Annotated in this window: 21 protein-coding genes; 18 read left to right on the top strand and 3 right to left on the bottom strand. The window is 42.3% G+C overall.

Annotated elements, in window-relative coordinates; all coding sequences use genetic code 11:
* Positions 1-4: 4 nt before the first annotated feature.
* The 4 genes from hemY to EKQ44_RS12370 all read left to right on the top strand — a co-directional run bounded on the left by hemY (position 5) and on the right by EKQ44_RS12370 (position 5,618).
* Complete coding sequence (hemY, locus tag EKQ44_RS12385) at positions 5-1,435, top strand: protoporphyrinogen oxidase (RefSeq protein WP_237663878.1); 1,431 nt, start codon at positions 5-7, stop codon at positions 1,433-1,435.
* Between the two features lie 130 nt (positions 1,436-1,565).
* Complete coding sequence (locus EKQ44_RS12380) at positions 1,566-2,132, top strand: TetR/AcrR family transcriptional regulator (protein WP_237663877.1); 567 nt, start codon at positions 1,566-1,568, stop codon at positions 2,130-2,132.
* Positions 2,133-2,209: 77 nt separating this feature from the next.
* On the top strand, positions 2,210-4,423 hold the full coding sequence (locus EKQ44_RS12375; RefSeq protein WP_237663876.1) for a YhgE/Pip domain-containing protein: 2,214 nt from the start codon (positions 2,210-2,212) through the stop codon (positions 4,421-4,423).
* Between the two features lie 184 nt (positions 4,424-4,607).
* The gene (locus tag EKQ44_RS12370) at positions 4,608-5,618 is read left to right on the top strand and encodes a LacI family DNA-binding transcriptional regulator (RefSeq protein WP_237663875.1); all 1,011 of its coding nucleotides are present in this window, start codon (positions 4,608-4,610) and stop codon (positions 5,616-5,618) included.
* 256 nt (positions 5,619-5,874) lie between these two features.
* Here EKQ44_RS12370 and yhfH read toward each other — a convergent pair whose 3' ends face one another.
* Entirely contained in the window at positions 5,875-6,009 is a 135-nt protein-coding gene (gene yhfH / locus EKQ44_RS12365) for a protein YhfH (protein ID WP_082380846.1), read from the bottom strand.
* Positions 6,010-6,162: 153 nt separating this feature from the next.
* Here yhfH and EKQ44_RS12360 point away from each other — a divergent pair, with 153 nt between their 5' ends.
* The 9 genes from EKQ44_RS12360 (at position 6,163) to aceA (ending at position 16,694) form a co-directional block, all read left to right on the top strand.
* Positions 6,163-6,906 (top strand): MBL fold metallo-hydrolase, encoded by a 744-nt coding sequence (locus EKQ44_RS12360; protein WP_237663874.1) that lies wholly within the window; start codon positions 6,163-6,165, stop codon positions 6,904-6,906.
* Positions 6,906-7,892, top strand: a complete 987-nt coding sequence (locus EKQ44_RS12355) for a lipoate--protein ligase (RefSeq protein WP_237664078.1) — start codon at positions 6,906-6,908, stop codon at positions 7,890-7,892. Before EKQ44_RS12360 ends, EKQ44_RS12355 begins: the two co-directional genes overlap by 1 nt.
* A 177-nt stretch (positions 7,893-8,069) precedes the next feature.
* The gene (locus tag EKQ44_RS12350) at positions 8,070-9,620 is read left to right on the top strand and encodes a fatty acid--CoA ligase family protein (RefSeq protein ID WP_269151659.1); all 1,551 of its coding nucleotides are present in this window, start codon (positions 8,070-8,072) and stop codon (positions 9,618-9,620) included.
* Positions 9,621-9,700: 80 nt separating this feature from the next.
* Positions 9,701-10,480, top strand: coding sequence for an enoyl-CoA hydratase-related protein (locus EKQ44_RS12345; protein ID WP_237663873.1), 780 nt, complete (start codon positions 9,701-9,703; stop codon positions 10,478-10,480).
* Between the two features lie 747 nt (positions 10,481-11,227).
* Positions 11,228-11,953 (top strand): AzlC family ABC transporter permease, encoded by a 726-nt coding sequence (locus EKQ44_RS12340; protein WP_237663872.1) that lies wholly within the window; start codon positions 11,228-11,230, stop codon positions 11,951-11,953.
* The gene (locus EKQ44_RS12335; protein ID WP_237663871.1) at positions 11,946-12,254 is read left to right on the top strand and encodes an AzlD domain-containing protein; all 309 of its coding nucleotides are present in this window, start codon (positions 11,946-11,948) and stop codon (positions 12,252-12,254) included. Before EKQ44_RS12340 ends, EKQ44_RS12335 begins: the two co-directional genes overlap by 8 nt.
* Before the next feature lie 97 nt (positions 12,255-12,351).
* On the top strand, positions 12,352-13,611 hold the full coding sequence (locus tag EKQ44_RS12330; RefSeq protein WP_237663870.1) for a M48 family metallopeptidase: 1,260 nt from the start codon (positions 12,352-12,354) through the stop codon (positions 13,609-13,611).
* 167 nt (positions 13,612-13,778) lie between these two features.
* Positions 13,779-15,374 (top strand): malate synthase A, encoded by a 1,596-nt coding sequence (gene aceB, locus EKQ44_RS12325; RefSeq protein WP_237663869.1) that lies wholly within the window; start codon positions 13,779-13,781, stop codon positions 15,372-15,374.
* 30 nt (positions 15,375-15,404) lie between these two features.
* Positions 15,405-16,694 (top strand): isocitrate lyase, encoded by a 1,290-nt coding sequence (gene aceA, locus EKQ44_RS12320; RefSeq protein ID WP_237663868.1) that lies wholly within the window; start codon positions 15,405-15,407, stop codon positions 16,692-16,694.
* Between the two features lie 68 nt (positions 16,695-16,762).
* On the opposite strand, the gene EKQ44_RS12315 is transcribed toward aceA, so the two are convergent.
* Positions 16,763-17,008 (bottom strand): IDEAL domain-containing protein, encoded by a 246-nt coding sequence (locus EKQ44_RS12315; RefSeq protein ID WP_237663867.1) that lies wholly within the window; start codon positions 17,006-17,008, stop codon positions 16,763-16,765.
* 193 nt (positions 17,009-17,201) lie between these two features.
* On the opposite strand from EKQ44_RS12315, the gene EKQ44_RS12310 reads away from it, so the two are divergent.
* The 3 genes from EKQ44_RS12310 (at position 17,202) to EKQ44_RS12300 (ending at position 19,473) form a co-directional block, all read left to right on the top strand.
* Positions 17,202-17,762, top strand: a complete 561-nt coding sequence (locus EKQ44_RS12310) for a competence protein ComK (protein WP_237664076.1) — start codon at positions 17,202-17,204, stop codon at positions 17,760-17,762.
* A gap of 242 nt (positions 17,763-18,004) precedes the next feature.
* Positions 18,005-18,727 carry a DUF421 domain-containing protein gene (locus tag EKQ44_RS12305; RefSeq protein WP_237663866.1) on the top strand — a complete coding sequence of 241 codons (723 nt, stop codon included), beginning with the start codon at positions 18,005-18,007 and terminating at the stop codon, positions 18,725-18,727.
* Between the two features lie 23 nt (positions 18,728-18,750).
* Positions 18,751-19,473: a DUF421 domain-containing protein gene (locus EKQ44_RS12300; protein ID WP_414491303.1), complete on the top strand. Its 723-nt coding sequence runs from the start codon at positions 18,751-18,753 to the stop codon at positions 19,471-19,473.
* Here the strand turns inward: EKQ44_RS12300 and EKQ44_RS12295 are convergent.
* Positions 19,460-19,837 carry a hypothetical protein gene (locus EKQ44_RS12295; RefSeq protein WP_237663865.1) on the bottom strand — a complete coding sequence of 126 codons (378 nt, stop codon included), beginning with the start codon at positions 19,835-19,837 and terminating at the stop codon, positions 19,460-19,462. The genes EKQ44_RS12300 and EKQ44_RS12295 overlap by 14 nt on opposite strands.
* Before the next feature lie 182 nt (positions 19,838-20,019).
* Here EKQ44_RS12295 and EKQ44_RS12290 point away from each other — a divergent pair, with 182 nt between their 5' ends.
* Together EKQ44_RS12290 and EKQ44_RS12285 are read left to right on the top strand one after the other, a co-directional pair.
* On the top strand, positions 20,020-22,011 hold the full coding sequence (locus EKQ44_RS12290) for a S9 family peptidase (RefSeq protein WP_237663864.1): 1,992 nt from the start codon (positions 20,020-20,022) through the stop codon (positions 22,009-22,011).
* A 91-nt stretch (positions 22,012-22,102) separates the two neighbouring features.
* Positions 22,103-22,471 carry a VOC family protein gene (locus EKQ44_RS12285; protein ID WP_237663863.1) on the top strand — a complete coding sequence of 123 codons (369 nt, stop codon included), beginning with the start codon at positions 22,103-22,105 and terminating at the stop codon, positions 22,469-22,471.
* Position 22,472: the final 1 nt, after the last annotated feature.

Raw genomic sequence — 22,472 nt, 5'->3', positions numbered from 1 at the left:
AACCATGAATGAGGAGAAAAGAAGGGTTGTCATCATCGGTGGAGGCATTACAGGTCTATCTGCCGCCTATTATCTTCAAAAAGAAATGAAAGAGAAAAACCTTGATGTAGAGATTACCCTGATTGAAGCAAGCAACCGGCTTGGAGGAAAGATCCAAACCGTACAACGAGATGGCTTTACCATTGAACGCGGCCCTGATAGCTTTCTTGCACGAAAGCTAAGTGCCGGTAAACTGGTAAAAGAAGTGGGACTGGAAGATCAACTTGTGCACAATGCAACTGGCCAGGCATACATTCTTCTTAAAGGTCAACTTCACCCGATGCCAGAGGGGGCTGTGATGGGGATCCCGACGAAACTATCCCCATTCGTGACAACTGGTCTATTTTCTCCTATGGGAAAAATGCGTGCAGCAGCTGACCTGATTTTGCCTGCTTCCAACAATGGAGGAGAAGACCAATCACTTGGTTCTTTTTTCAGAAGACGGCTTGGGGATGAAGTGGTGGAAAATCTCATTGAGCCATTGTTATCCGGGATCTATGCTGGTGACATTGATAAGCTGAGCTTACAGGCCACTTTCCCGCAATTTCAGCAGGTGGAAGAGAAATACCGTAGCCTGATTTTGGGGATGAAACAGACAACTCCTCAACAAAAGCCTGCACCTGCTCAAAAGAAAAAGGGAATGTTCCAGACGCTTCGAGGCGGACTTCAAACACTTGTGGAGGCTTTGGAGGACAAGTTAGACCAAGTGAACATTTTAAAAGCAGTAAAAGTAGACAGCCTGGAGAAAAAGGGTGGTGAATACCGACTTTCCTTAAGCAATGGCACCACCATTGATTGTGAAAATGTCATTGTTTCCACTCCTCATCATGCAACGGCAAACATGATTCCTGGGGCAGACTACCTGGCTCCCCTTCAACAGATGTCATCCACTTCTGTTGCAACCATTGCAATGGCGTTTGACGAATCAGCACTCAAACAGGACATTGATGGAACAGGGTTCGTTGTATCAAGAAACAACGATTATACAATCACGGCGTGTACTTGGACCCATAAGAAATGGCCACATACAACACCAAAAGGAAAAGTGATCCTTCGTTGTTATGTTGGCAGAGTGGGAGAAGAAGCAATAGTCGACCAGAGTGACGAAGAAATACAGAAAGTGGTACTCGATGATCTCAACAAAATTATGGAGGTCGGTACAGAACCGGAATTCACGATTGTCACTCGATGGAGAGAAGCAATGCCACAATATGCTGTTGGTCATAAAAAGATGCTTCACGAGATGAATGAACGACTGGCACAAGACATGCCCGGGGTTTATCTGGCAGGAAGTTCTTTTGAAGGCGTAGGGTTGCCTGACTGCATCGATTCTGGTGAAGCTGCTGTTAAAGCTGTACTAGAGAGTTTCCATAAGAAACCTGCCCTAAAGGTATAATAAAAAGGTTCAGTCGCTACCCTCATGTGACTGAACCTTTTTTTTCTTGCATTCTGAAAGGATAGGAATTATAATGAAAACCAATTGACCGTATTTACCATTCGGTCATACTGCAGGAAGGAGCGATCAAATGGATCGTAAACAGAGCATCCTGGATGCGGCGTTAAAATCGTTCTCCATGTTTGGATATAAAGCTACCACTATGGATCAGGTAGCAAGGATAGCCAATGTTGGCAAAGGAACCATCTATACCTTTTATTCAAATAAAGAAGAACTATTCAGTGAGATTGTAGCAGGTATATTAAAAGAGATGCAGGAAGTGGCAGACCGATCTATCAACCCGGAGCAATCCTTTTTTGAAAATGCTCACAGGGCCCTTATCAGCTTGCTTGATTTCCGCAACGAACATCAATTAACCGTCAAATTGATTCAGGAAGAAAAAGAGCTCGGAACCCGTGTAGTCAATCAGGAACTTAACAGGCTAGAGCAAATGATCATTACCTTTATCAAAGAAAGAATCGAGAAGGCCATTGAAAAAGAAGAAATAAGGGAATGCGACCCGGAAGTAACAGCCTTCTTGATGCTAAAGCTTTATGTGGCCCTTGTGGTGGACTGGGAAGAACATCATACCCCCTTATCAAAAGAGGAAATAGCGAATCTTTTTGAATTATATTTTATTAAAGGATTGTCCACGTGATGATCCTTACAATTTTATCTGAAAATGACCAAATGACAAAAATAGTCATAATGTATGTTATATGGAGGTAATAATGAATGAAAAGTGTAATGTATGAGTGGAAACAATTGCTCACAAATAAAAAGATACTGATCCCAGTGATAGCTGTACTTTTGATTCCGTTGCTATATAGTGGAATGTTTCTATGGGCATTCTGGGATCCATATGAGAAGCTTGATGAACTTCCGGTAGCGGTGGTCAATATGGATGAAGGCGCCAATTATGAAGGAGAACCATTGACGATAGGGAAAGACCTTCAGGATAATTTGAAAGAAAATGATGGCTTTAAATGGGAGTTTGTGTCAAAGGAGCAGGCTTATCAAGGATTGGACAAACAACTCTATTATATGGTAATTGAAATTCCAAAGGACTTTTCAAATAGGGCGACAACTTTATTGGATGAGAACCCCTCTGCTTTGGAAATGAAATTTGTCCCAAATGAGAGCTACAATTTCCTTTCAGCTCAAATTGGATCAACAGCAGTAGAGAAAATAAAGGAAGAAGTAGCAAAAGAGCTCACAAGTACTTATGCAGAAGCCATGTTTGATAACTTGGAAAAGATGGCAGATGGCTATAAACAGGCTGCAGATGGTACAAGCGAACTAAACAATGGCGTCCATGCATTACAAGATGGTTCTGTTGCTTTGAAAAAAGGGTTGGAACAAGCGGCAGAAAAATCGATCGTATTCCAAGATGGAGTGGGAAAGGTTTATGGTGGAGTGAAAGATCTTCATAAGGGAAATCAGGAGCTTTCCAAAGGTTTGGGGCAATTGCTTGAAGGTCAAGGCAAATTATCCTCCGCATCTGAGCAACTCCAAGCTGGAGCAGGAAGCCTTAACGATGGTTTAGTAAAAAGCAATGATGGAATGGCACAGTTGCAACAAGCTCAACAAGAACTCACCAATGGAGCGGGTAGCCTGGCAGATGGTGCAGCAAAATTAAACGCGGGGACCTCCAAGCTTGAAGAGGGGGCTTCACATGCGCAACAAAAGGCAGAGCAATTGAATCAAGGAATGATGCAATTGAAGAAAGCACTTGAACCTATGATTGAGCAGGCAAGCGAAGAACAGCAAGCACATATAAATGCTTCTTTTGAAGAGTTGATGAAAGGCAGTGGTGAATTCTCGCAAGGGTTGATGGCTCTTGAACAAGGGGCTTCAGAACTAAATGCAGGAACCGCTTCTTTGGAGCAAAATGGCAGAAAGCTTGCAGAAGGCAATAAAAACTTTCAGTCAGGTTTGGCAGAATTGGCAAATGGAACAAAACAACTTACAGAAGGCTCATCAGAACTTCTTAAGGGCCAAACGGAATTCAACCAAGGACTAACACAGTTTGGTGAAAAATTGAGTGAGGCAAATGAGGGCAGCAAAAAGCTAGCAGAAGGGTCCGGTCAGCTCTTAGAGGGTATGGAACAATTAGACGGGGGATCCAAACAATTTCAACAAGGGACAAAAGAGCTTGCAGAAGGATCGAATAAAATCTCCTCCGGGCTGTCTGAAGTCGGTAAAGGTACAGAAGAGCTAGAAGGTAAGTTAAAAGATGCTTCGGAAAAATCGGGTTCCATAAAAGGGACCGACAAAACCTACAACATGATTTCAGAACCGGTAAAGGTCAAATCAGAAGTGGAAAATGGAGTTCCTAATTATGGAACCGGGTTTGCGCCTTACTTTTTATCATTAGGCTTGTTTGTTGGAGCGTTATTACTATCCATCGTGTATCCGATGCGAGATCCTGCTGGTGAGCCACGCTCAGGGACTGCATGGTTCGCAGGTAAAGTGGCAGTTCTCGCAGCTGTAGGGATATTGCAAGCCTTACTGGCTGATGCAGTGTTGATTTTAGGCTTAGGGGTGGAAGTAAAGAGTTTGCCGCTATTTATCCTATTTAGCATTCTTACCTCTTTCACCTTTATTGCAATGGTTCAATTTCTGGTGACAACACTTGGAGACCCGGGGCGGTTTGTTGCCATCTTAATTTTGATCCTGCAGTTAACCACAAGTGCAGGAACCTTCCCATTGGAATTGATACCAGATGCGCTTCAGCCGTTCAACCTGCTTTTACCGATGACGTATTCGGTGTCTGGTTTTAAAGCAGTCATTTCAAGCGGAGATATAGGGTTCATGTGGGAAAACGTCTGGATCTTAAGTGGATTCATGATGATGATGCTTGCCGGAACTTGGGCATACTTTGTGTACAAATTTAAAAAAGATTACAATAATACGAGTCCGATAGAACACACACCTATAAAAGGTTAGATGTAACGGAGGGAGTCCACCATATAGCTGTGTGGGCTCCTTTTTTCATAGGGAACAGCCAGTTTAAGCTGTCAAATGTAAAATTTTTATTGAAAACACTTACATTTCCTTTTATACTAGTAGTTATGAAAACGATTTCAAACATTCTACTAACTTATCAATTTCAGCTAAGGTGGCGAGACTCGTGGCAACAATAGAAGATGTAGCAAAAATGGCAGGGTTATCAAGGACCACTGTTTCCCGTGTCATAAATAACCACCCGTATGTGTCGGAAAAGAAACGTGTACTTGTATCAAATGCAATGAGTGAACTAGGATATGTTCCAAACTCTTCCGCAAGAAGTCTGCGAAGTCAGAAAACCGAAATGGTAGCATTACTGATACCCCGTGTCATGAATCCATTTTTCAGTGAACTGATTGAACGGATGGAAATGGCGGCAGCTGAAAATGGATACCAGTTGATTATTTGTCAGACGAAGTATTCCAAGAAAAAGGAACTGGACTATTTAAACTTATTGAAAACAAGGCAGGTAGACGGAATCATCCTTTCTTCCATACAAAATGACTGGAATATAATAGAACCGTTTTTAGAATATGGCCCAATCGTTTTGTGCAATGAGTTCGAAGAAGCAGCAGAAGTACCATCTGTCAGGCTTGACCAAACGTATGGAGGTTACATTTCCACTAAGCATCTATTAGAGCTTGGCCATCGTAGTATTGCTTATTGTACTGGTGGCTATAAAAGTAATGTAGCCAAATGCAGAGAGGCAGGCTTTAAAAAAGCGCTGGCAGAATACAAGGTGGATTACCGAGAGGAGTTTGCCTTCCGAAACGCTTTTACCATTGATGATGGAAGAAGGGTGTTTCAAGAAATTTTGGAGCTGGGAGAGAAACCTAGTGCCATTTTCACCGGTGGCGATGAAGTAGCGGCCGGCATCATTTCAGAGGCTAAACGCTCTGGCTGGAAGATTCCAGAAGATCTTGCGGTGGTAGGATTTGATAATCAAGCGATAACGGAACTAGTCGAACCGACCATCACTACGGTTTATCAACCGATTGATGAAATGGCGCGAAAAGCATTCCAGATCATGATGGAAAAGGTCCGCTCCAAACGTTATCGCCACAAGGAAATCTATGAATATGATCTCGAGCTCATTGTTCGGGAATCAACGGTCAAACAAGGGGTTTACGTATAGAATAAAAAGAAGGGCACTTATGGGGATGAGTGCTCTTTTTATTATTCGCGCTAAAGTTTGACGTTCCTTTTCGCTGCAGGCATTCGCTTTACGCGGGGCGGTGCTTGAGCCTCCTCACAACGCTTCAGGGGTCTCAAGTCTACCGCTACCTCCCGCCGGAGTCGAGTGCCTTCCGCTACAACCCACTCTTCTTTCACATAAAAAAACCAGGGAAGCCGCTATGAATCTAGCAAACTCCCTGGCTTTTATATAAAATTTATTTTAGTTGACTGGACATACACTCATCACAATGGTTGCCGTAGCACTCGTGTTGCTCATCCATTGTCTTTTTGCATTCTACGCATTTTTTAGGTGGTAAGGTTTTGAAAAATTCTGTACTTTTAATCAACATGTTATCACCCTCCGTTTTCTTATTTGTTGGTATTGTATTATAACAGAACTTGTCCTGTCAACAACTGTTTTAAAACAACTAATCAAAATAGGAAAATGGGCAGGGATATGGTAGACTTGATTTTGGAAACCAAAAGAAGGGTGATGTAGTGCCATGAAGCTTACTGTGGTAGGGTTTTGGGGAGGATATCCGGCTGTTAACAGTGCAACATCTGGGTATTTGGTCGAGCATGAAAATTTTAAATTATTGATTGATTGCGGAAGTGGTGTATTAGCACAGCTTCAGAATTACATAGAGGTAACAGAGCTTGATGCCGTTATTTTGTCACATTATCATCACGATCATGTTGCGGACATAGGGCCATTGCAATTTGCGAGATTGATTTCATTTTATATGGGCAAATCAGTGACGCAGCTTCCTATCTACGGGCACCAGGAGGACATGCAAGGGTTTTCTACACTTGATCATAAAGAATACACCAAAGGGATTGCATATGATCCTTCCCAGCCGCTCGAAGTTGGGCCATTCAAAATAGAATTCTTGAAAACAACACATCCTGTCCCGTGTTATGCCATGAGGGTTTCCACAGACGAAGGTTCGTTTGTGTACACGGCAGATACAAGCTATCAGGAATCATTCATCCCTTTTACAAAAGGAACAGACTTACTGATATGTGAGTGTAATCTTTATGCTCATCAAGATGGCAAGGGCGCTGGTCATATGAACAGCCATGATGCGGCAAAGGTTGCGCAAGGTGCTGGAGTGCCTCAATTGCTAATTACACATCTTCCACATTTCGGTACAGTAGAGCAGTTGGTAGAAGAGGCTTCAAGTATTTATAAAGGAAAAATTGATTTAGCACAAGAAGGATTTAGTTGGGAGAGTGGAAAGAAATGATGCTTTTTATAGATAATAACGGAATTACGGATCCAAGAATCAATTTGGCGATAGAAGAATATGCCCTTAAAAATCTCGATATTGAAGACACCTATTTGCTGTTTTACATCAATGAGCCATCTATTATCATCGGGAAGAATCAGAACAGTGTAGAAGAAATCAATACAAAGTATGTCGAGGACAATGGCATTCATGTGGTACGTAGATTATCTGGTGGTGGAGCGGTCTATCATGATCATGGAAACCTGAACTTCAGTTTTATCACAAAAGATGACGGAGAAAGCTTTCATAACTTCAAAAAGTTCACGGCGCCTGTTGTGGAAGCACTGAAAAGCCTTGGAGTAGACGCAGAAATGAGTGGCCGCAATGATATTCTTGCTGAAGGACGCAAAATTTCCGGGAATGCGCAGTTCTCTACAAGGGGACGCATGTTCAGCCATGGAACCCTATTGTTTGATTCTGAAATAGAGCATGTCGTTTCTGCGTTGAATGTAAAGAAGGATAAAATAGAATCCAAAGGAATTAAATCGATTCGCAGCCGCGTGGCAAATATAAAAGAATTCCTAAATGAAGATATTACGATTGAGCAGTTTCGTCAGCTTTTGTTGGAGGCAATCTTTAAATCCAAAGACATTCCTAAGTACGAACTAACAGAGCAAGATTGGAAAAACATTCATGAACTTTCCAAAGAACGATACCAAAACTGGGATTGGAATTATGGAAAGTCACCGAAGTTTAATCTCCAGCATTCGCACCGTTTTCCAGTTGGTCAGATTGATGTGCGCCTGGACGTAACAAAAGGGAAAATAGAAAACTGCAAGATTTATGGAGATTTCTTCGGTGTTGGAGATGTGTCAGAAGTGGAAAACCTTTTATTAGGTGTGAAGTATGAGAAAGCAGAAATTTCTCAGGCTTTAGAGGGATTAGATGTAAAACATTATTTTGGAAATATTACCATAGATGAATTGATTGATCTGATATATTAATTTTAAGAGCATGGAGCAGGGATTCCTTGCTCTTTTTTTATATCAAAATATTTTATCTGAAAATTTTAATTTTATCGACATAATTTAATGACAGATATCTAGCAATCTACTATAATGGATAATGGGAGATTTATGAATGGTCATTCATTCAATTTACTCGAAGGGGAGATGAAACACTTGAATATTTCATCGCAATTAGCACTAACAGCGAAAACTAATCCAATGAAAGAAGCGTATATTTTTGAAGGGGATTCAAAAACTTACGCAGAGTTGAACGCTGCAATCAACGCATTTGCTACAGGACTTGAAAAGATGGGAATCACAAAGGGAGATCATGTCGGACTTGTAGTCGGAAACTCTCCATATTTCGTCCTTGGACTTTATGGGGCGGCTCGAATCGGCGCCACTGTTATTCCTATCAACCCAATCTATACTCCAGACGAACTTTCTTACATTCTTAGAGATGGCGACGTCAAAGCCATTATCACCTTAGACCTTCTTGTTCCACTTTTTGAAAAGCTTCATGGCTATCTGCCAAGACTTGAGCATTACATTATTTGCGAAACACCTGACGGAAAAGAAAAAGCGAAGGATTTTCCGATTGAACAACTTTCGGTTTATCCAAAATTGAAATCGTTTACATCCATCATGGCTTCTGGAAGCTTTACATATGAAGGGCCGGAACTGAAGGATGACGATGTGGCGGTGATCCTTTATACATCCGGGACTACAGGCAAGCCGAAAGGGGCAATGCTGACACATAAGAACTTGTATCGCAATGCCAAGGATTCCGCGGACTTTTTGAAGATGAACGAAACGGACAAGGTTGTGGCGACTCTGCCTATGTTCCATGTATTCTGTTTGACAGTTGCATTGAACGCACCATTGATGAATGGTGCGACGGTCATCATAGTTCCAAGATTCAGCCCACAGGTTATTTTTGATGTGGTAAAAGAATATGAGGCAACTGTTTTTGCTGGAGTTCCGACCATGTACAATTTCTTATTGCAGTCACCGGGAGATGTGGACGATTTAAAATCGTTAAGACTTTGCATTTCTGGTGGGGCTTCGATGCCTGTAGCCCTGTTGAAGAATTTTGAAAAGAAATACAATGTCATCATCTCAGAAGGGTACGGGCTATCCGAGGCATCCCCTGTTACATGTTTCAATCCATTAGATAAGCCTCGTAAAGCTGGCTCCATCGGCACGACGATTGTAAATGTGGAAAATAAAGTTGTCAATGAACTTGGAGAAGAAGTGGCACCAGGTGAAGTTGGGGAACTAGTGGTCCGAGGACCGAATGTCATGTCAGGGTATTATAAAATGCCAGAAGAAACATCCGTTGCCATACGTGATGGTTGGCTTTATACAGGCGATCTAGCAAAAATGGACGAAGACGGTTACTTCTATATCGTGGACCGTAAAAAGGACATGATTATTGTTGGAGGCTACAATGTTTACCCTCGTGAAGTGGAAGAAGTACTTTACAGTCATGAAAATGTGGTGGAAGTGGCAGTTGTCGGGGTGCCTGACCCTCAGTTCGGTGAAGCGATAAAGTGTTTTGTTGTAACGAATGCTCAAGTTCATGAATCAGATTTACTTGGTTATTGTGGGGAACGTTTAGCGAAATATAAGGTTCCAACATCTATTGAATTTTTAGAGGAGCTTCCGAAAAACACAACTGGGAAGATTCTAAGAAGGGCATTAAAAGAAAAACTGGGTGTATAAAGGATTTTCTCTCTCTGTAGAGAATGTATAAAATAGCGAAATTTGTAACCGCTAACAATCTTGGAGGGAGACGGACAGATTTGAGTTATATTGCAGTAGAGGTAAAAGATCATGTAGCAACCGTAACGCTCAATCGCCCTGATGCGATGAATGCGTTTAATTATGATATGTTAGTAGAATTAGGGAATGTAACGGAAGAGCTCCGCACGAATGCTGATGTGCGTGTCGTAGTAATAACGGCAGCAGGGGAAAAGGCATTCAGTGTTGGAGCGGACCTCAAGGAAAGAAGAGGCCTTACCGAGCAGCAAGTAAGACGTAATGTTTACAAGATCGGGGATGTGTTCAACCGCATCGCCGACTTGCCGCAGCCGACAATCGCAGCTATTAATGGGTATGCGTTTGGAGGCGGGATGGAGCTTCTTCTTGCTTGTGATTTCCGTGTGACGGGTAAAGAAGTGAAAATGGGACTAACAGAAACAAGCTTGGCAATCATTCCAGGAGCAGGGGGAACTCAGCGCCTGCCACGTATTATCGGGGAAGCAAAAGCAATGGAGCTTATCTTGACTGCTCGCCGTTTTTCTGGAGAAGAGGCTTACAGTTTTGGCTTGATTACAAGATTAGTTGATGAAGCCTCCCATGCGCTTGATGGAGCCATGGAGCTTGCACATGAAATGTTAAAAAACGGTCCTGTAGCTGTACAGCAGGCCAAATTCGCAATCCGCCAAGGGATGGGAGTGGACATGCAGACAGGCTTGCAAATCGAGCGGAAAGCATATGAAGTGATCATCCCCACAGAGGATCGCGTAGAGGCGCTTGTTGCGTTTGGTGAAAAGCGGGCTCCTGAGTTTAAGGGGAAATAAGTTTTTTTTGCAGGACTCTCTCTTCTTTAGGAAGGGGGAGTTTTTCTTGTGTAGGAAATGAATGGTTGTCGTATGAAACGCGAAAAGTGAAAAGAGAGAGGAATTCGCGTGTCATAGGAGGTGTATGAAACGCGAAAAGAGGAAAGAGAAAGGAATTCGCGTGTCATAGGAGGTGTATGAAACGCAAAAAGTGAAAAGAGAAAGGAATTCGCGTGTCATAGGAGGTGTATGAAACGCGAAAAGAGGAAAGAGAAAGGAATTCGCGTGTCATAGGAGGTGTATGAAACGCGAAAAGAGGAAAGAGAAAGGAATTCGTGTGTCATAGGAGGTGTATGAAACGCGAAAAGTGAAAAGAGAAAGGAATTCGCGTGTCATAGGAGGTGTATGAAACGCGAAAAGAGGAAAGAGAAAGGAATTCGCGTGTCATAGGAGGTGTATGAAGCGCGAAAAGAGGAAAGAGAAAGGAATTCGCGTGTCATGGGAGGTGTATGAAACGCGAAAAGAGGAAAGAGAAAGAAGTTCGCGTGTCATAGGAGGTGTATGAAACGCGAAAAGAGAAAAGAGAAAGAAGTTCGCTTTTCAAACAAGACTACCAAACATGATCATGAAACAGAAAGCACATTTTCCTGAACCAATTCTATTTATAAAACATAATTTATCTCGTATTTCGAAATACTCTTTACATACCAAGTAATCTACTAGTATATTTATAAATAATTCAATTTACTAGTATAGGAGAAATGCACAGTGGCAACAACCATCGCAGCTAGAAATACCTCTTCTTTTCGAAACGGGTTGCAAGCTGGAGTCAGCATCGCAATCGGCTACATTCCAATCGCCATTACGTTCGGCCTTTTGGCGAAATCTGCGGGCTTAACGGTCTCTGAGACCGTGCTGATGAGCTTGCTCGTATTTGCCGGAGCTGCACAATATATGTCTCTTAATATGATTGTGCTTGGTTCAGGAGTCTTTGAGATCGTCATGACCACTTTTATTCTGAACATCCGTCACTTTTTGATGAGCGCTTCCTTGAATGAGAAGGTGGAAGAAAAGACTCTCTGGAAAAAATCACTTTTCTCGTTTGGGATAACAGACGAAACATTTTCCGTCGCGGCGACCAAAGAGGGATTCATCCAAACAGGATATATGTTCGGGGTTATCCTGATCGCCTATTCTAGTTGGGTGGTCAGCTCCGGGGTGGGACATGTAATTGGAAGCAGTCTGCCTGCATCCCTTCAGGAAAGTATGGCTGTTGCACTTTATGCCATGTTTGTTGGTTTATTGATGCCCTCTTTGAAAAAGCACCGGAAAGTGGTTGTGCTCGCTGGGACTGCAGCTATCCTAAATTCGGTTTTTTCCCTTGTAGTGGGCATTCCAGCAGGATGGTCTATCGTGCTTGCAACCATCTCAAGTGCTGTTGGGATTGAGCTTTTACTTAATAAATGGGCGAAGGAGGAGAATAGAAATGAATAGCACCATTCTCATCATGATAGTCGGTATGGCTGTTGTTACCTATCTTCCAAGGCTCATTCCTTTTGTCATGTTCCAAGGCAAGGAACTGCCGCCCTTCGTACAGGCGGTATTGAAAAACGTACCTTATGCCACACTGGGGGCACTTATTGTACCAGGGATTTTCCTTATCAATGAAGATATCATGTATGGAGTTATCGGTGCAGCCGTTGCATGTATTGTCGCTTATCTAGGGGCAAACGTTATTGTGGTTGTCATTAGTTCTATAGCAGCACTTAGTGTATATTCCTGGCTGGTTGGCTAGAATTAAAGTGAGTAGGCTTTTATTTTCAAGGCCTGCTTATTTTTTTTACTGTTGCATAGAATATAACAAGGTTACTAGGACGAGGAGGTGCGAAAAAGTGAAGAAAATAGTCCCTATTACGTTGGTCGGTTATATTCTCTATGCTTTAGCGGTGACGTTTTACATATGGGTGGGAGCAGATACTTCGCTTCCGGCTGAACTAGTCGATACAAAAGCGGACCCGAATACTTTCTTGAGTGAAAAAGAACTGATATTGGCTGAAGAGTATTCCAAGATACGCAATACCATCTATTTCCTGACGCTCCCTGTAGAATGGATCTTTTATTTCCTTCTTCTTGTTTTAGGTGGTGCAAGGGCGATTCAAACATGGGCAGAGAAAATAACAAGCTATAAAACGCTGCAGACAGGTATTTATCTTTTTTGGCTGACCCTATTCAGCACGGTCATTCACTTTCCATTAAGCTACCTTCGTTATTCACTTTCAAGAGATTATGGTATCACTGTTCAATCCTATTCAGGATGGATGCGTGACCAGGTTGTCGGTTTTTGGGAAGGCCTACTCATCATGTGGATAGTGGTCCTGGTCCTTTATATACTCATCCATAAATTCCAAAAGTGGTGGTGGGCGATTGCCTGGGGTTGTTTTATTCCGTTCGTATTTTTCATGATGTATATCCAACCGGTGGTCATTGACCCACTTTATAATGATTTCACCGAACTGCAAGATAAAGTGTTAGAGGAAAAAATCTTGGACCTGGCGGCTGAATCAGATATTCCGGCAGACCGGGTGTATGAAGTAAATATGGCACAGAAAACAAATAGCATCAATGCCTACGTAACCGGGATTGGAGGAAACTCCCGTATTGTACTTTGGGATACGCTCCTTACTCGCCTTCAGGATGAGGAGATTCTGTTCATCATGGCACATGAAATGGGACACTATGTGATGAATCATATTGTAATCGGAATTAGTGGATACATCGTATTTTCATTCTTCGCTTTTTATCTGATTCATTGGATGGCAAATAAGGTTATAGACAAGTATGGGCGGAAGTTGAAGGTGTACAGCTTAAGCCAACTTGCTTCGCTTCCGTTATTATTGTTGCTGGTGTCACTGCTTCTTTTCCTAGCAAGCCCAATTACGAATGCAGTATCGCGCCATCAGGAACACAAAGCAGACGTATATGCCATTGAGCTGACTGGGGAAACAGAGCCGGCAATTTTAGCTTTCCAGGAAATTACGAGATCAAGTTTAAGTGAAGTCAATCCTCCAGCCTTAGTGAAATTTTTCCGATATACACATCCACCAATGGTTGATAGGATCGCCCATTTGGAGCGGTATGTTAATGAGGAGTAAGCAGCGTGAAAGAGTGCGTTGCTTGCTTTTTTTTATTGTAATTTTTCCAATGTCGAAAAATATTTACAAACAAATATTAAAAAAAGGCTTTTTATCACGAACACTCTGTTATATAATACAATACAAATATACTAACTGTTTCATAACAAGAGAGGAGCAAGTATATCGTGAATACTGGTACAACAGGCATCAACGTAACAGGTAAAACTAAAAGTGGCTATGAAACTGTACTAACACAGGAGGCCCTATCCTTCATCGAGAAACTGCATCACTCCTTCAATGGCCGCCGAAAAGAATTACTGGCGGATAGAAAAGAACGGCAATTAAGAATCGACCAGGGAGAAAGGTTAAACTTTCTAGAGAGCACGAAAGCTGTCCGGACAGGTGACTGGCAAGTAAATGAAATCCCAGCCGACCTTCAAGACAGAAGAGTGGAGATCACGGGGCCAGTTGACCGCAAGATGATTATTCATGCACTCAATTCGGGAGCAAAGGTGTTTATGGCAGATTTTGAGGATGCCTCTTCCCCGACTTGGAGCAACATGATAGAAGGACAAATTAACCTACGGGATGCCAACCAACGGAAAATTGACTTCACGGCTCCAAATGGAAAGGAATATAAACTGAACAAAGAGATCGCAACACTCCTTGTGAGACCAAGAGGATGGCATCTGGACGAAAAGCATATTCAAATAAACAATCAGCCAGTTTCAGGAAGCCTTTTTGATTTTGGACTCTATTTTTTCCATAATGCCAAAGTGCTCCTTGAAAATGGAAGCGCTCCATATTTTTATCTTCCGAAGCTTGAAAGTCATCAGGAGGCAAGACTGTGGAATGATGTGTTTGTTTTCGCACAAAAGGAGCTTGAAATCGAACAAGGGACGATTAAAGCGACGGTTTTAATTGAAACAATTACGGCAGCCTTTGAAATGGAAGAAATACTGTATGAGCTGAAGGAGCATGCAGCAGGGCTCAATTGTGGACGATGGGATTATATTTTCAGTTTTATCAAGAAGTTCAGAAACGACCCATCCTTCCTTTTACCGGACAGAAGTCAAGTTACGATGGCAGTACCCTTCATGAGGGCCTACACGCAATTGGTGATACAGACTTGCCATAAGCGTGGTGCCTTTGCAATAGGTGGCATGGCGGCACAGATTCCAGTGAAAAATGACGAAGAAGCAAATAATCAAGCATTTGCAAAAGTAAGAGAAGATAAGCTTCGGGAAGTGAAAGATGGACATGATGGAACGTGGGTAGCCCATCCGGCATTAGTTCCCGTAGCGCTTGAAGTATTCAATGAGCATATGGACGGGCAAAATCAGGTTCATCGAAAGAGGGAGGATGTCATTGCTGACCCACTAGCGCTCGTGCAAATTCCAGGTGGCACGATAACGGAAGAGGGTTTGCGCAAAAACATTCATGTCGGGATGGAGTATATTGCCGCATGGTTGGATGGAAATGGTGCTGTACCAATCTTTCACCTGATGGAGGACGCGGCAACAGCGGAAATCTCAAGATCCCAAGTATGGCAATGGATAAGACATCCTCAAGCAGAACTAGAAGATGGAACACAAATCACCCTCGAGTTAGTCAAACAATTGGTTCAGGAAGAAAAGAGGGCCATTCTTGATAAAGTAGGCCCAACTCGTTACTCAGATGGGAAGTTGGATCAGGCTGCAACATTATTTGAACAACTGATCAAGGATGATGAATTTGCTGAATTTTTGACTCTTCCAGCTTACAATTTATTGGAAGATTAATAGATACCTAAACTAAAGGAGGAATTAGTAATGAGAAGAGAAGAAAGAATTGCACAGTTAGAAGAAAGCTGGGAGTTAGAACAACGATGGAATGGCATTGAAAGACCCTATTCTGCAGAAGAGGTACTTCGTCTACGAGGTTCCATTGATATCGAACATACTTTGGCGAAAAGAGGGGCACAGAAACTTTGGGACCTCCTTCATACACAAGACTATGTGCATGCACTTGGAGCTTTAACAGGAAATCAGGCCATCCAGCAGGTGAAAGCGGGACTGAAAGCCATCTATTTGAGTGGTTGGCAAGTAGCTGCAGATGCCAATCTTTCCGGACATATGTATCCTGACCAGAGTCTTTATCCCGCAAACAGTGTGCCTCATGTGGTTAAACGTATCAATCAAGCCTTACAGCGTGCAGATCAAATTCAATACCTAGAAGGTAGCGAAGAAGTGGATTATTTTGCACCGATCGTTGCGGACGCAGAGGCAGGGTTCGGAGGTCAATTGAATGTGTTCGAATTGATGAAAGGGATGATCGAGTCCGGTGCTTCCGGTGTTCACTTTGAGGATCAATTATCTTCCGAGAAAAAGTGCGGCCATCTTGGAGGAAAAGTATTATTGCCTACACAAACGGCAGTGAAAAACCTGATCTCAGCACGTTTGGCAGCAGACGTAATGGGTGTGCCGACTATCCTGATCGCCAGAACGGATGCGGATGCAGCGGATCTTATCACAAGTGATATAGATGAAAACGATCATGCATTCTTGACTGGCGAGAGAACGGCAGAAGGATTTTATCGCACAAAAGCTGGCATTGAACAGGCAATAGCACGTGGTCTTGCCTATGCACCATATGCCGATCTAATCTGGTGTGAAACATCCGAACCAAACCTTGAGCAGGCAAGAGCCTTTGCTGAAGCCATACATGAAAAGTTCCCAGGCAAATTGTTGGCATATAACTGTTCACCGTCCTTTAACTGGAAAGCGAAATTGGATGATGCCACTATTGAAACGTTCCAACAGCAGATTGCCCAGTTCGGTTATAAATTCCAGTTTGTGACATTAGCAGGATTCCATGCATTGAATCACGGCATGTTTGAACTGGCAAGAGGATACCGTGACCGTGGCATGGGAGCATATTCAGAGCTTCAACAGGCAGAGTTTGATAGTGAGCAGTATGGTTATACGGCAACCCGCCATCAGCGTGAAGTGGGAACAGGATATTTTGATGAAGTGGCAAAGCTTGTTTCCGGTGGCACTTCCTCCACAACTGCATTAAGTGGATCAACAGAAGAAGCCCAGTTTTATCAAGGAAAAAAATAAAGTCAACATTCACAAAAAAAAAGAGAAGAGCCGACTGTGCTCTTCTCTTTATTTTGCGTTTTTACTGTCTAAGCAGAAACGCCCCAATCATTCAGGAATTTTTTATATCTGGCGGAAAGTAAGCGGAACAGGGAAGGGTCATTGGCATCCAATGCACTGTCAATTTTCTCTTGCAGAAGGTTTTTGTGGTAGTGGAATAAAGACTCATCAATGATCATCTGAACATACACATTCATCATATAGGCTTCAACGGACACTTTCTTGTTCATCTTCTTCGTTTTCATCAATTCCGTATAAGACTTCTCATTCTTCATGAGTTCCTCACCTCGAGCCTTTTTAATAGTATATTGAGGAACGTCATAAAAATCAACAAGTTTTTAAAATATTTAAAATATTTTAAAAACCTTTACACTACATGTGTTTTCTGGGAAAATATACATAAATAGACAAATTAATAAGTCTTTTGTCATGTTCTGGCAAGGGGTTTGGAGGGAAAGGGTGAGTAAGATGAAGAATAACGTCGATATATCGGTAGACTATGAAATTAATGGATTTACAATGGCAATCATTCCTGTTGAAATGGAGGGGAACTTGTATTCAAAGGTACTTGAAGAGGAGGCAGAGATCTATGTAGCATTGCCCCCCATGAAGATTATGGAAGACAGCTGCAACTTCTACGGATCTAGCTTTGAAGGAAGAAAGCAAGGCACCAAGGGCATCTCCGGCTATACCCACAAACCCCCAATCGTCGTTGATCCGATGAATGATATTTTCTTTTTCCCCACTGCATCACCTACAAACGAAAACTGCATCTGGATATCACTACACTACGCTTATGAATATAAAAAAACTCCTGTAGCGACCACTAAAGTCACGTTTCCGAATAATACCATAGTGGAATTTCCCATTTCCAAAACCTCTTATGAGGCCCAAGTTCATCGTACTTCCCTTTTTCGGGCAAAGCTTCAACAAAGAGTGAATAGAAAGCGGAATAATGCAAACCGCAGCCTTGTCGCGACACCAGGTATGATGTACCGATTGAGAGGCAATAAAGACCTACAATGCTGATAATCTTTCCAATTTCTTTAAAATGCGTTAGTGTGTAGGCAAATCAAATTTCATAACAGTTTTCATGTTGATTGAAGCTCCTGGAACGGAGGTCAACAACTAAAAGCAAATCTAAAGATTATTAGGGTTTGTCATAGTTTTACGCCTTTTTAAAAGAAAGGCGTATTTTTCTTGAAGAAATATGCATATCCTCCCCTTTTTGAATAACGCTAAGGAAAAAGGATAGAGGAGCAATGCATTTTATGGAACTTGTCATGGATTTAGTTAAGGTGATTTTTCGAATCGTTACTATACTGCCATTAATGCTCATCGTAACCCTATTCATGGGGAAACGTTCAATTGGGGAACTTCCTGTCTTTGATTTTCTTGTCATTTTGACACTCGGGTCGGTAGTCGGAGCAGACATCGCTGACCCTAACGTCCATCATCTGCCTACTGTGGGTGCCATTATTGCGATTGCCCTTTTACAAAAGCTGATCGCATGGTGGAAAATGCAGAACCATAAAGTGGGGCGGCTACTTTCCTTTGAACCGACCCTTGTCATCTATGAAGGTCAATTTCATATCAAGAATATGCGAAAGATCAGTTACTCTATTGATAATATCCTCCAGATGTTAAGGGAAAAGGATGTTTTTCGATTGGAAGATGTCCATTTCGCATTGATTGAAGCGAACGGGGAGCTATCTGTGAAATTAAAACCGGAAAAAGAATTAGTGAAAAAGGAAGATTTGCAGTCAGCTCAGTTGAAACCCTCGTTTGAATATACCGTCATCATGGATGGGAGAATACAGCAACAAGCATTGGAGCATTTAGGTTTGGATGAAGCTTGGTTGAGGGAGGAGCTACTGAAAGGAGACATTGTAAATATGCAAGATGTCTTCTATGCGGCAATCAATGAAGAGAACAGATTGAATATTACCATGAGAAACCCAGGCTATACAAAAAGCATACCAATTTTTCACTAAGGCAGACAGAAAGGGAGAGAAGAGTGGAACTATTCTTGGATTTTATAAAGGTGCTGGGTAGAATCATTACCATTCTACCGCTTATGTTGATCATTACTTTGTATATGGGAAAGCGATCGATCGGAGAACTTCCCGTTTTTGATTTCATCGTCATCATTACGCTTGGGGCTGTGGTGGGTGCGGATATTGCAGACCCCAGCATCCATCATCTTCCTACAGCAGGTGCCATTATTGCTATAGCTCTTCTACAGAAGGTAATAGCGTGGGCGAAGATAAAAAATCACCGGGTAGGCAGGTTGTTAACCTTTGAGCCAACACTGGTTATTTATGAAGGGCAATTTCATATAAGGAACTTGCAACAGATTAGCTATTCGATTGACAATATTCTTCAGATGCTAAGAGAAAAAGATGTGTTCAAGGTGGAGGATGTCTATTTTGCCCTAATCGAAGCGAACGGAAATCTCTCTGTAAAGCTTAAGCCTGGAAAAGAGGCAGCAAAGGTGGAAGATGTTCGCCCTGCAGAATATGTTAATTCGATAGAATTCCCTGTCATAATGGACGGTCGTATCTACAAGGAGACTTTAGCATACAAAGGATTAGATGAAACATGGCTTCGGAAGGAACTGTTAAAACAGGAAATAGTTACTGTGGAGGATGTATTTTACGCGTCCATAAACGAAGATAATCAATTGCATGTGTCTTTGCGCAATCCTGCATCAAACCCGTCGATTCCTATTTTTCATTAGTGGAGCCCTCTTCTGCTTTCAAAATATATTGCATTAAAAGCTCATTTACTCTATTCCTGATTCGAGGGTTGAAGTAATTGTGATGTTCTTCATACCCATTGAATAGAAAAGCATACATAGTAAACGATTCATCCTGTTTCAATTTGTGGAGCTTCATCTGTTGTTTTTTCATGTCCATTTTTATTTCTTTAAGTTGAAGCTGTATTTTACGCATGACATGGTCAATCAGCGTCAGGTAAGGTTCTTTTAATTTGATGCTGCTATCTTTGATAATCGCTGTATCCCTTTCCAGGACAATAAGTAGCAAAGGAAGATAAATAGCCTGTTCAAACAGGTTTATTTGTTCTTTTGATAATCTGGTCATCGAGCCTTCCTCCTAAACACTTAGAACGTTTGTTCGTATTTATTTTATACCAAGAATCTAAAATTATGCAAGCTACTTTTTAAACTCGTAAAAAAAACGGGTTTTTTATCTTTTTTAAAGGGGAATTATTTCATTTGTCGAAATAAGTAGAATGGAGAATTTTACATAAGGGAGAGATTAGAATGGCAAAAAGAAAAATAGAGTCAACCGATCTGTTTCGTTTAACATCTTTAACCGATCCACAGTGGGATAAACATTCCCGTAAGTATGCATTTGTCCAAACAACGATACAGGAAGAAGATAATGAATATCGTTCCACCATTTACGTAGGCGATTTGGAGGGGAATGCAGTACCTTTTACAGCTGGTAAGGGTAGAGCCACTAGTCCGAGATGGTCTCCTGATGGCAGTAAGCTCGCTTTTGTTTCCAACCGGAACGAGAAAAGCCAGCTATATGTGATGCCTGTGAACGGCGGGGAAGCAGAGCAGGTGACCTTCTGTAAGAATGGTGCAAGAGGGCCGGCCTGGTCACCATGTGGAACAAAAATTCTATTCAGTACTTCTGTGGAAGGTGCGGAAGATCTGCATGCAACAAGGGATAAAAAAGAGGAAAAGAAAAAACCGGAACCGCTTGTAGTGGAAAAAATGCGCTATAAATCGGATGCAAAAGGGTTTCTTGATAAGAAAAACGACCACCTTGCTTTATTGGATCTGAAAACAAAAGAAGTAAGCCTTCTTACGGAAGGGGATAGGGATTACGGCAGTCCTGCCTGGTCACCAGATGGAACAAAAATTGCTTTTGTGGCAAATCTTGAAGAGAATCCGGATGTTTCCTTGGTCTCTGATGTTTATGTGATGGATCTTGAAACAAAACAGAAAAAAAAGATTACCCATAGTAACGGTTTTTTTTCCACTATCTCCTTCTCCCCAGATGGACAGTACCTTGGTTTCCTGGGACATGAAAAAGAATTCCAAAGTGCCACGTTGACACGTGTATGGGTAACGCAACTTGCATCAGGTGAAACGCACTGTCTAACAGAGAACCTCGATGTGGAGGTTGGGGATGTGGCAATTGGCGATTTCCATTCCGGAAATGTGAATCCGGGTCTTATGTGGGCGGAGGATAGTGAAGGGTTTTATTTTCTGATGAGTGACCAGGGAGGAACAGGAATCTACTTTGGTTCCTTGGATGGATCGATGTATCCGATCCATCTTCCTGATGAGCATGTCTATGCGGTGAGTATGCTGACTGACACGCATGAGGCGATAGTGGGTGTAAGCAACTCAACTGATCCGGGCGAACTTTACCATCTTGATTTCAGATCACAATCAAGAAAGCGATTGACAAATGTCAATGAACCTTGGAAAAATGAAGTCGAATTAAGTGTGGCAGAACCTATCCGCTACAAAGCACCAGATGGTTGGGATCTCCATGGATGGATCATGAAACCTGCAGGATTTGAAGCGGGCAAAAAATACCCGACGATTCTGGAAGTGCACGGCGGTCCTCATGCCATGTATGCCAATACGTATTTCCATGAATTCCAAACCTTGACGGCACAAGGTTTTGTCGTGTTATTCACTAACCCGCGTGGTAGTCATGGGTATGGCCAGGAGTTTGTTGATGCCGTGCGCGGTGATTACGGAGGAAAAGATTATCTTGATGTGATGGCTGCGATGGAATATGCGCTTGACACATTCGACTTCATCGATAAAGATAATCTGGGTATAACAGGTGGCAGCTATGGCGGCTTTATGACGAACTGGGTGGTAAGTCATACAGACCGGTTTAAAGCAGCCGTAACACAACGATCTATCTCAAACTGGCTTAGCTTCTATGGTGTCAGTGACATCGGCTATTATTTCTCCGAGTGGGAAGTGAAAGGCGATATGGGAGACAATGTGGAGAAGCTCTGGGAACATTCCCCAATCAAATATGTGGGAGATGTGAATACGCCATTGTTAATCCTTCATGGAGAAAAAGACTATCGTTGTCCAGTGGAACAAGCGGAGCAGCTATTCATTGCCCTGAAAAAACAAGGCAAAACGACAAAGCTGGTACGTTTCCCAGGTGCTAATCATGAACTATCAAGAAGTGGGGATCCCGCATTGCGCATTCACCGTTTAGAGCATATCAAGAACTGGTTTGTAGAGTATTTGGATGGCGTAAAGTAATAGGTGGCAGACGGGGCTCTTCCTTTTGGGAGAGCTTTGTTTTTCTGAATAAGATATTAATTTAGATGGGGACAAGGAGGGAACAAGCGATATGATAAAAGGCCTGGACCATATCGTATTATTTTGTAAAGACACGGAAAACTCCAAGGAATGGTACAAAATCGCAGGGTTCCAATACTCACACGGCTATGAAGGGATGCACTGGTTTCACCTTGGTAGTGGACTGGTAATGCTTCATCCAACCGATGCAACGAACCCGGGCATTACTGAAGTTCATGCAGCCGTTTCAGATGTAAAGGAATTTTTTCGCTTTGTTCAAGAAAATGGACTTACTCCAATTGACCATCAAAATGGGAAGAAGGTTCTTACTGAGCCTGTAACACGTCCATGGGGAGACATCCAATTTGAACTTGAGGACCTTGATGGCCACCGCTGGGCGTTTACAGAGCGTGGAGAATAGG

Source organism: Sutcliffiella horikoshii, assembly GCF_021991925.1.
GTDB lineage: Bacteria > Bacillota > Bacilli > Bacillales > Bacillaceae_I > Sutcliffiella_A > Sutcliffiella_A horikoshii_F.
The sequence above is the reverse complement of the archived record's forward strand: the minus strand, read 5'-3'. Positions and strand labels throughout refer to the sequence as shown.

Coding starts and splice junctions, on each gene's coding strand:
- hemY (WP_237663878.1), top strand. CDS start 5: ATGAATGAGGAGAAAAGAAGGGTTGTCATCATCGGTGGAGGCATTACA.
- EKQ44_RS12380 (WP_237663877.1), top strand. CDS start 1,566: ATGGATCGTAAACAGAGCATCCTGGATGCGGCGTTAAAATCGTTCTCC.
- EKQ44_RS12375 (WP_237663876.1), top strand. CDS start 2,210: ATGAAAAGTGTAATGTATGAGTGGAAACAATTGCTCACAAATAAAAAG.
- yhfH (WP_082380846.1), bottom strand. CDS start 6,009: ATGTTGATTAAAAGTACAGAATTTTTCAAAACCTTACCACCTAAAAAA.
- EKQ44_RS12360 (WP_237663874.1), top strand. CDS start 6,163: ATGAAGCTTACTGTGGTAGGGTTTTGGGGAGGATATCCGGCTGTTAAC.
- EKQ44_RS12355 (WP_237664078.1), top strand. CDS start 6,906: ATGCTTTTTATAGATAATAACGGAATTACGGATCCAAGAATCAATTTG.
- EKQ44_RS12335 (WP_237663871.1), top strand. CDS start 11,946: ATGAATAGCACCATTCTCATCATGATAGTCGGTATGGCTGTTGTTACC.
- aceA (WP_237663868.1), top strand. CDS start 15,405: ATGAGAAGAGAAGAAAGAATTGCACAGTTAGAAGAAAGCTGGGAGTTA.
- EKQ44_RS12315 (WP_237663867.1), bottom strand. CDS start 17,008: ATGAAGAATGAGAAGTCTTATACGGAATTGATGAAAACGAAGAAGATG.
- EKQ44_RS12310 (WP_237664076.1), top strand. CDS start 17,202: ATGAAGAATAACGTCGATATATCGGTAGACTATGAAATTAATGGATTT.
- EKQ44_RS12305 (WP_237663866.1), top strand. CDS start 18,005: ATGGAACTTGTCATGGATTTAGTTAAGGTGATTTTTCGAATCGTTACT.
- EKQ44_RS12295 (WP_237663865.1), bottom strand. CDS start 19,837: ATGACCAGATTATCAAAAGAACAAATAAACCTGTTTGAACAGGCTATT.
- EKQ44_RS12290 (WP_237663864.1), top strand. CDS start 20,020: ATGGCAAAAAGAAAAATAGAGTCAACCGATCTGTTTCGTTTAACATCT.
- EKQ44_RS12285 (WP_237663863.1), top strand. CDS start 22,103: ATGATAAAAGGCCTGGACCATATCGTATTATTTTGTAAAGACACGGAA.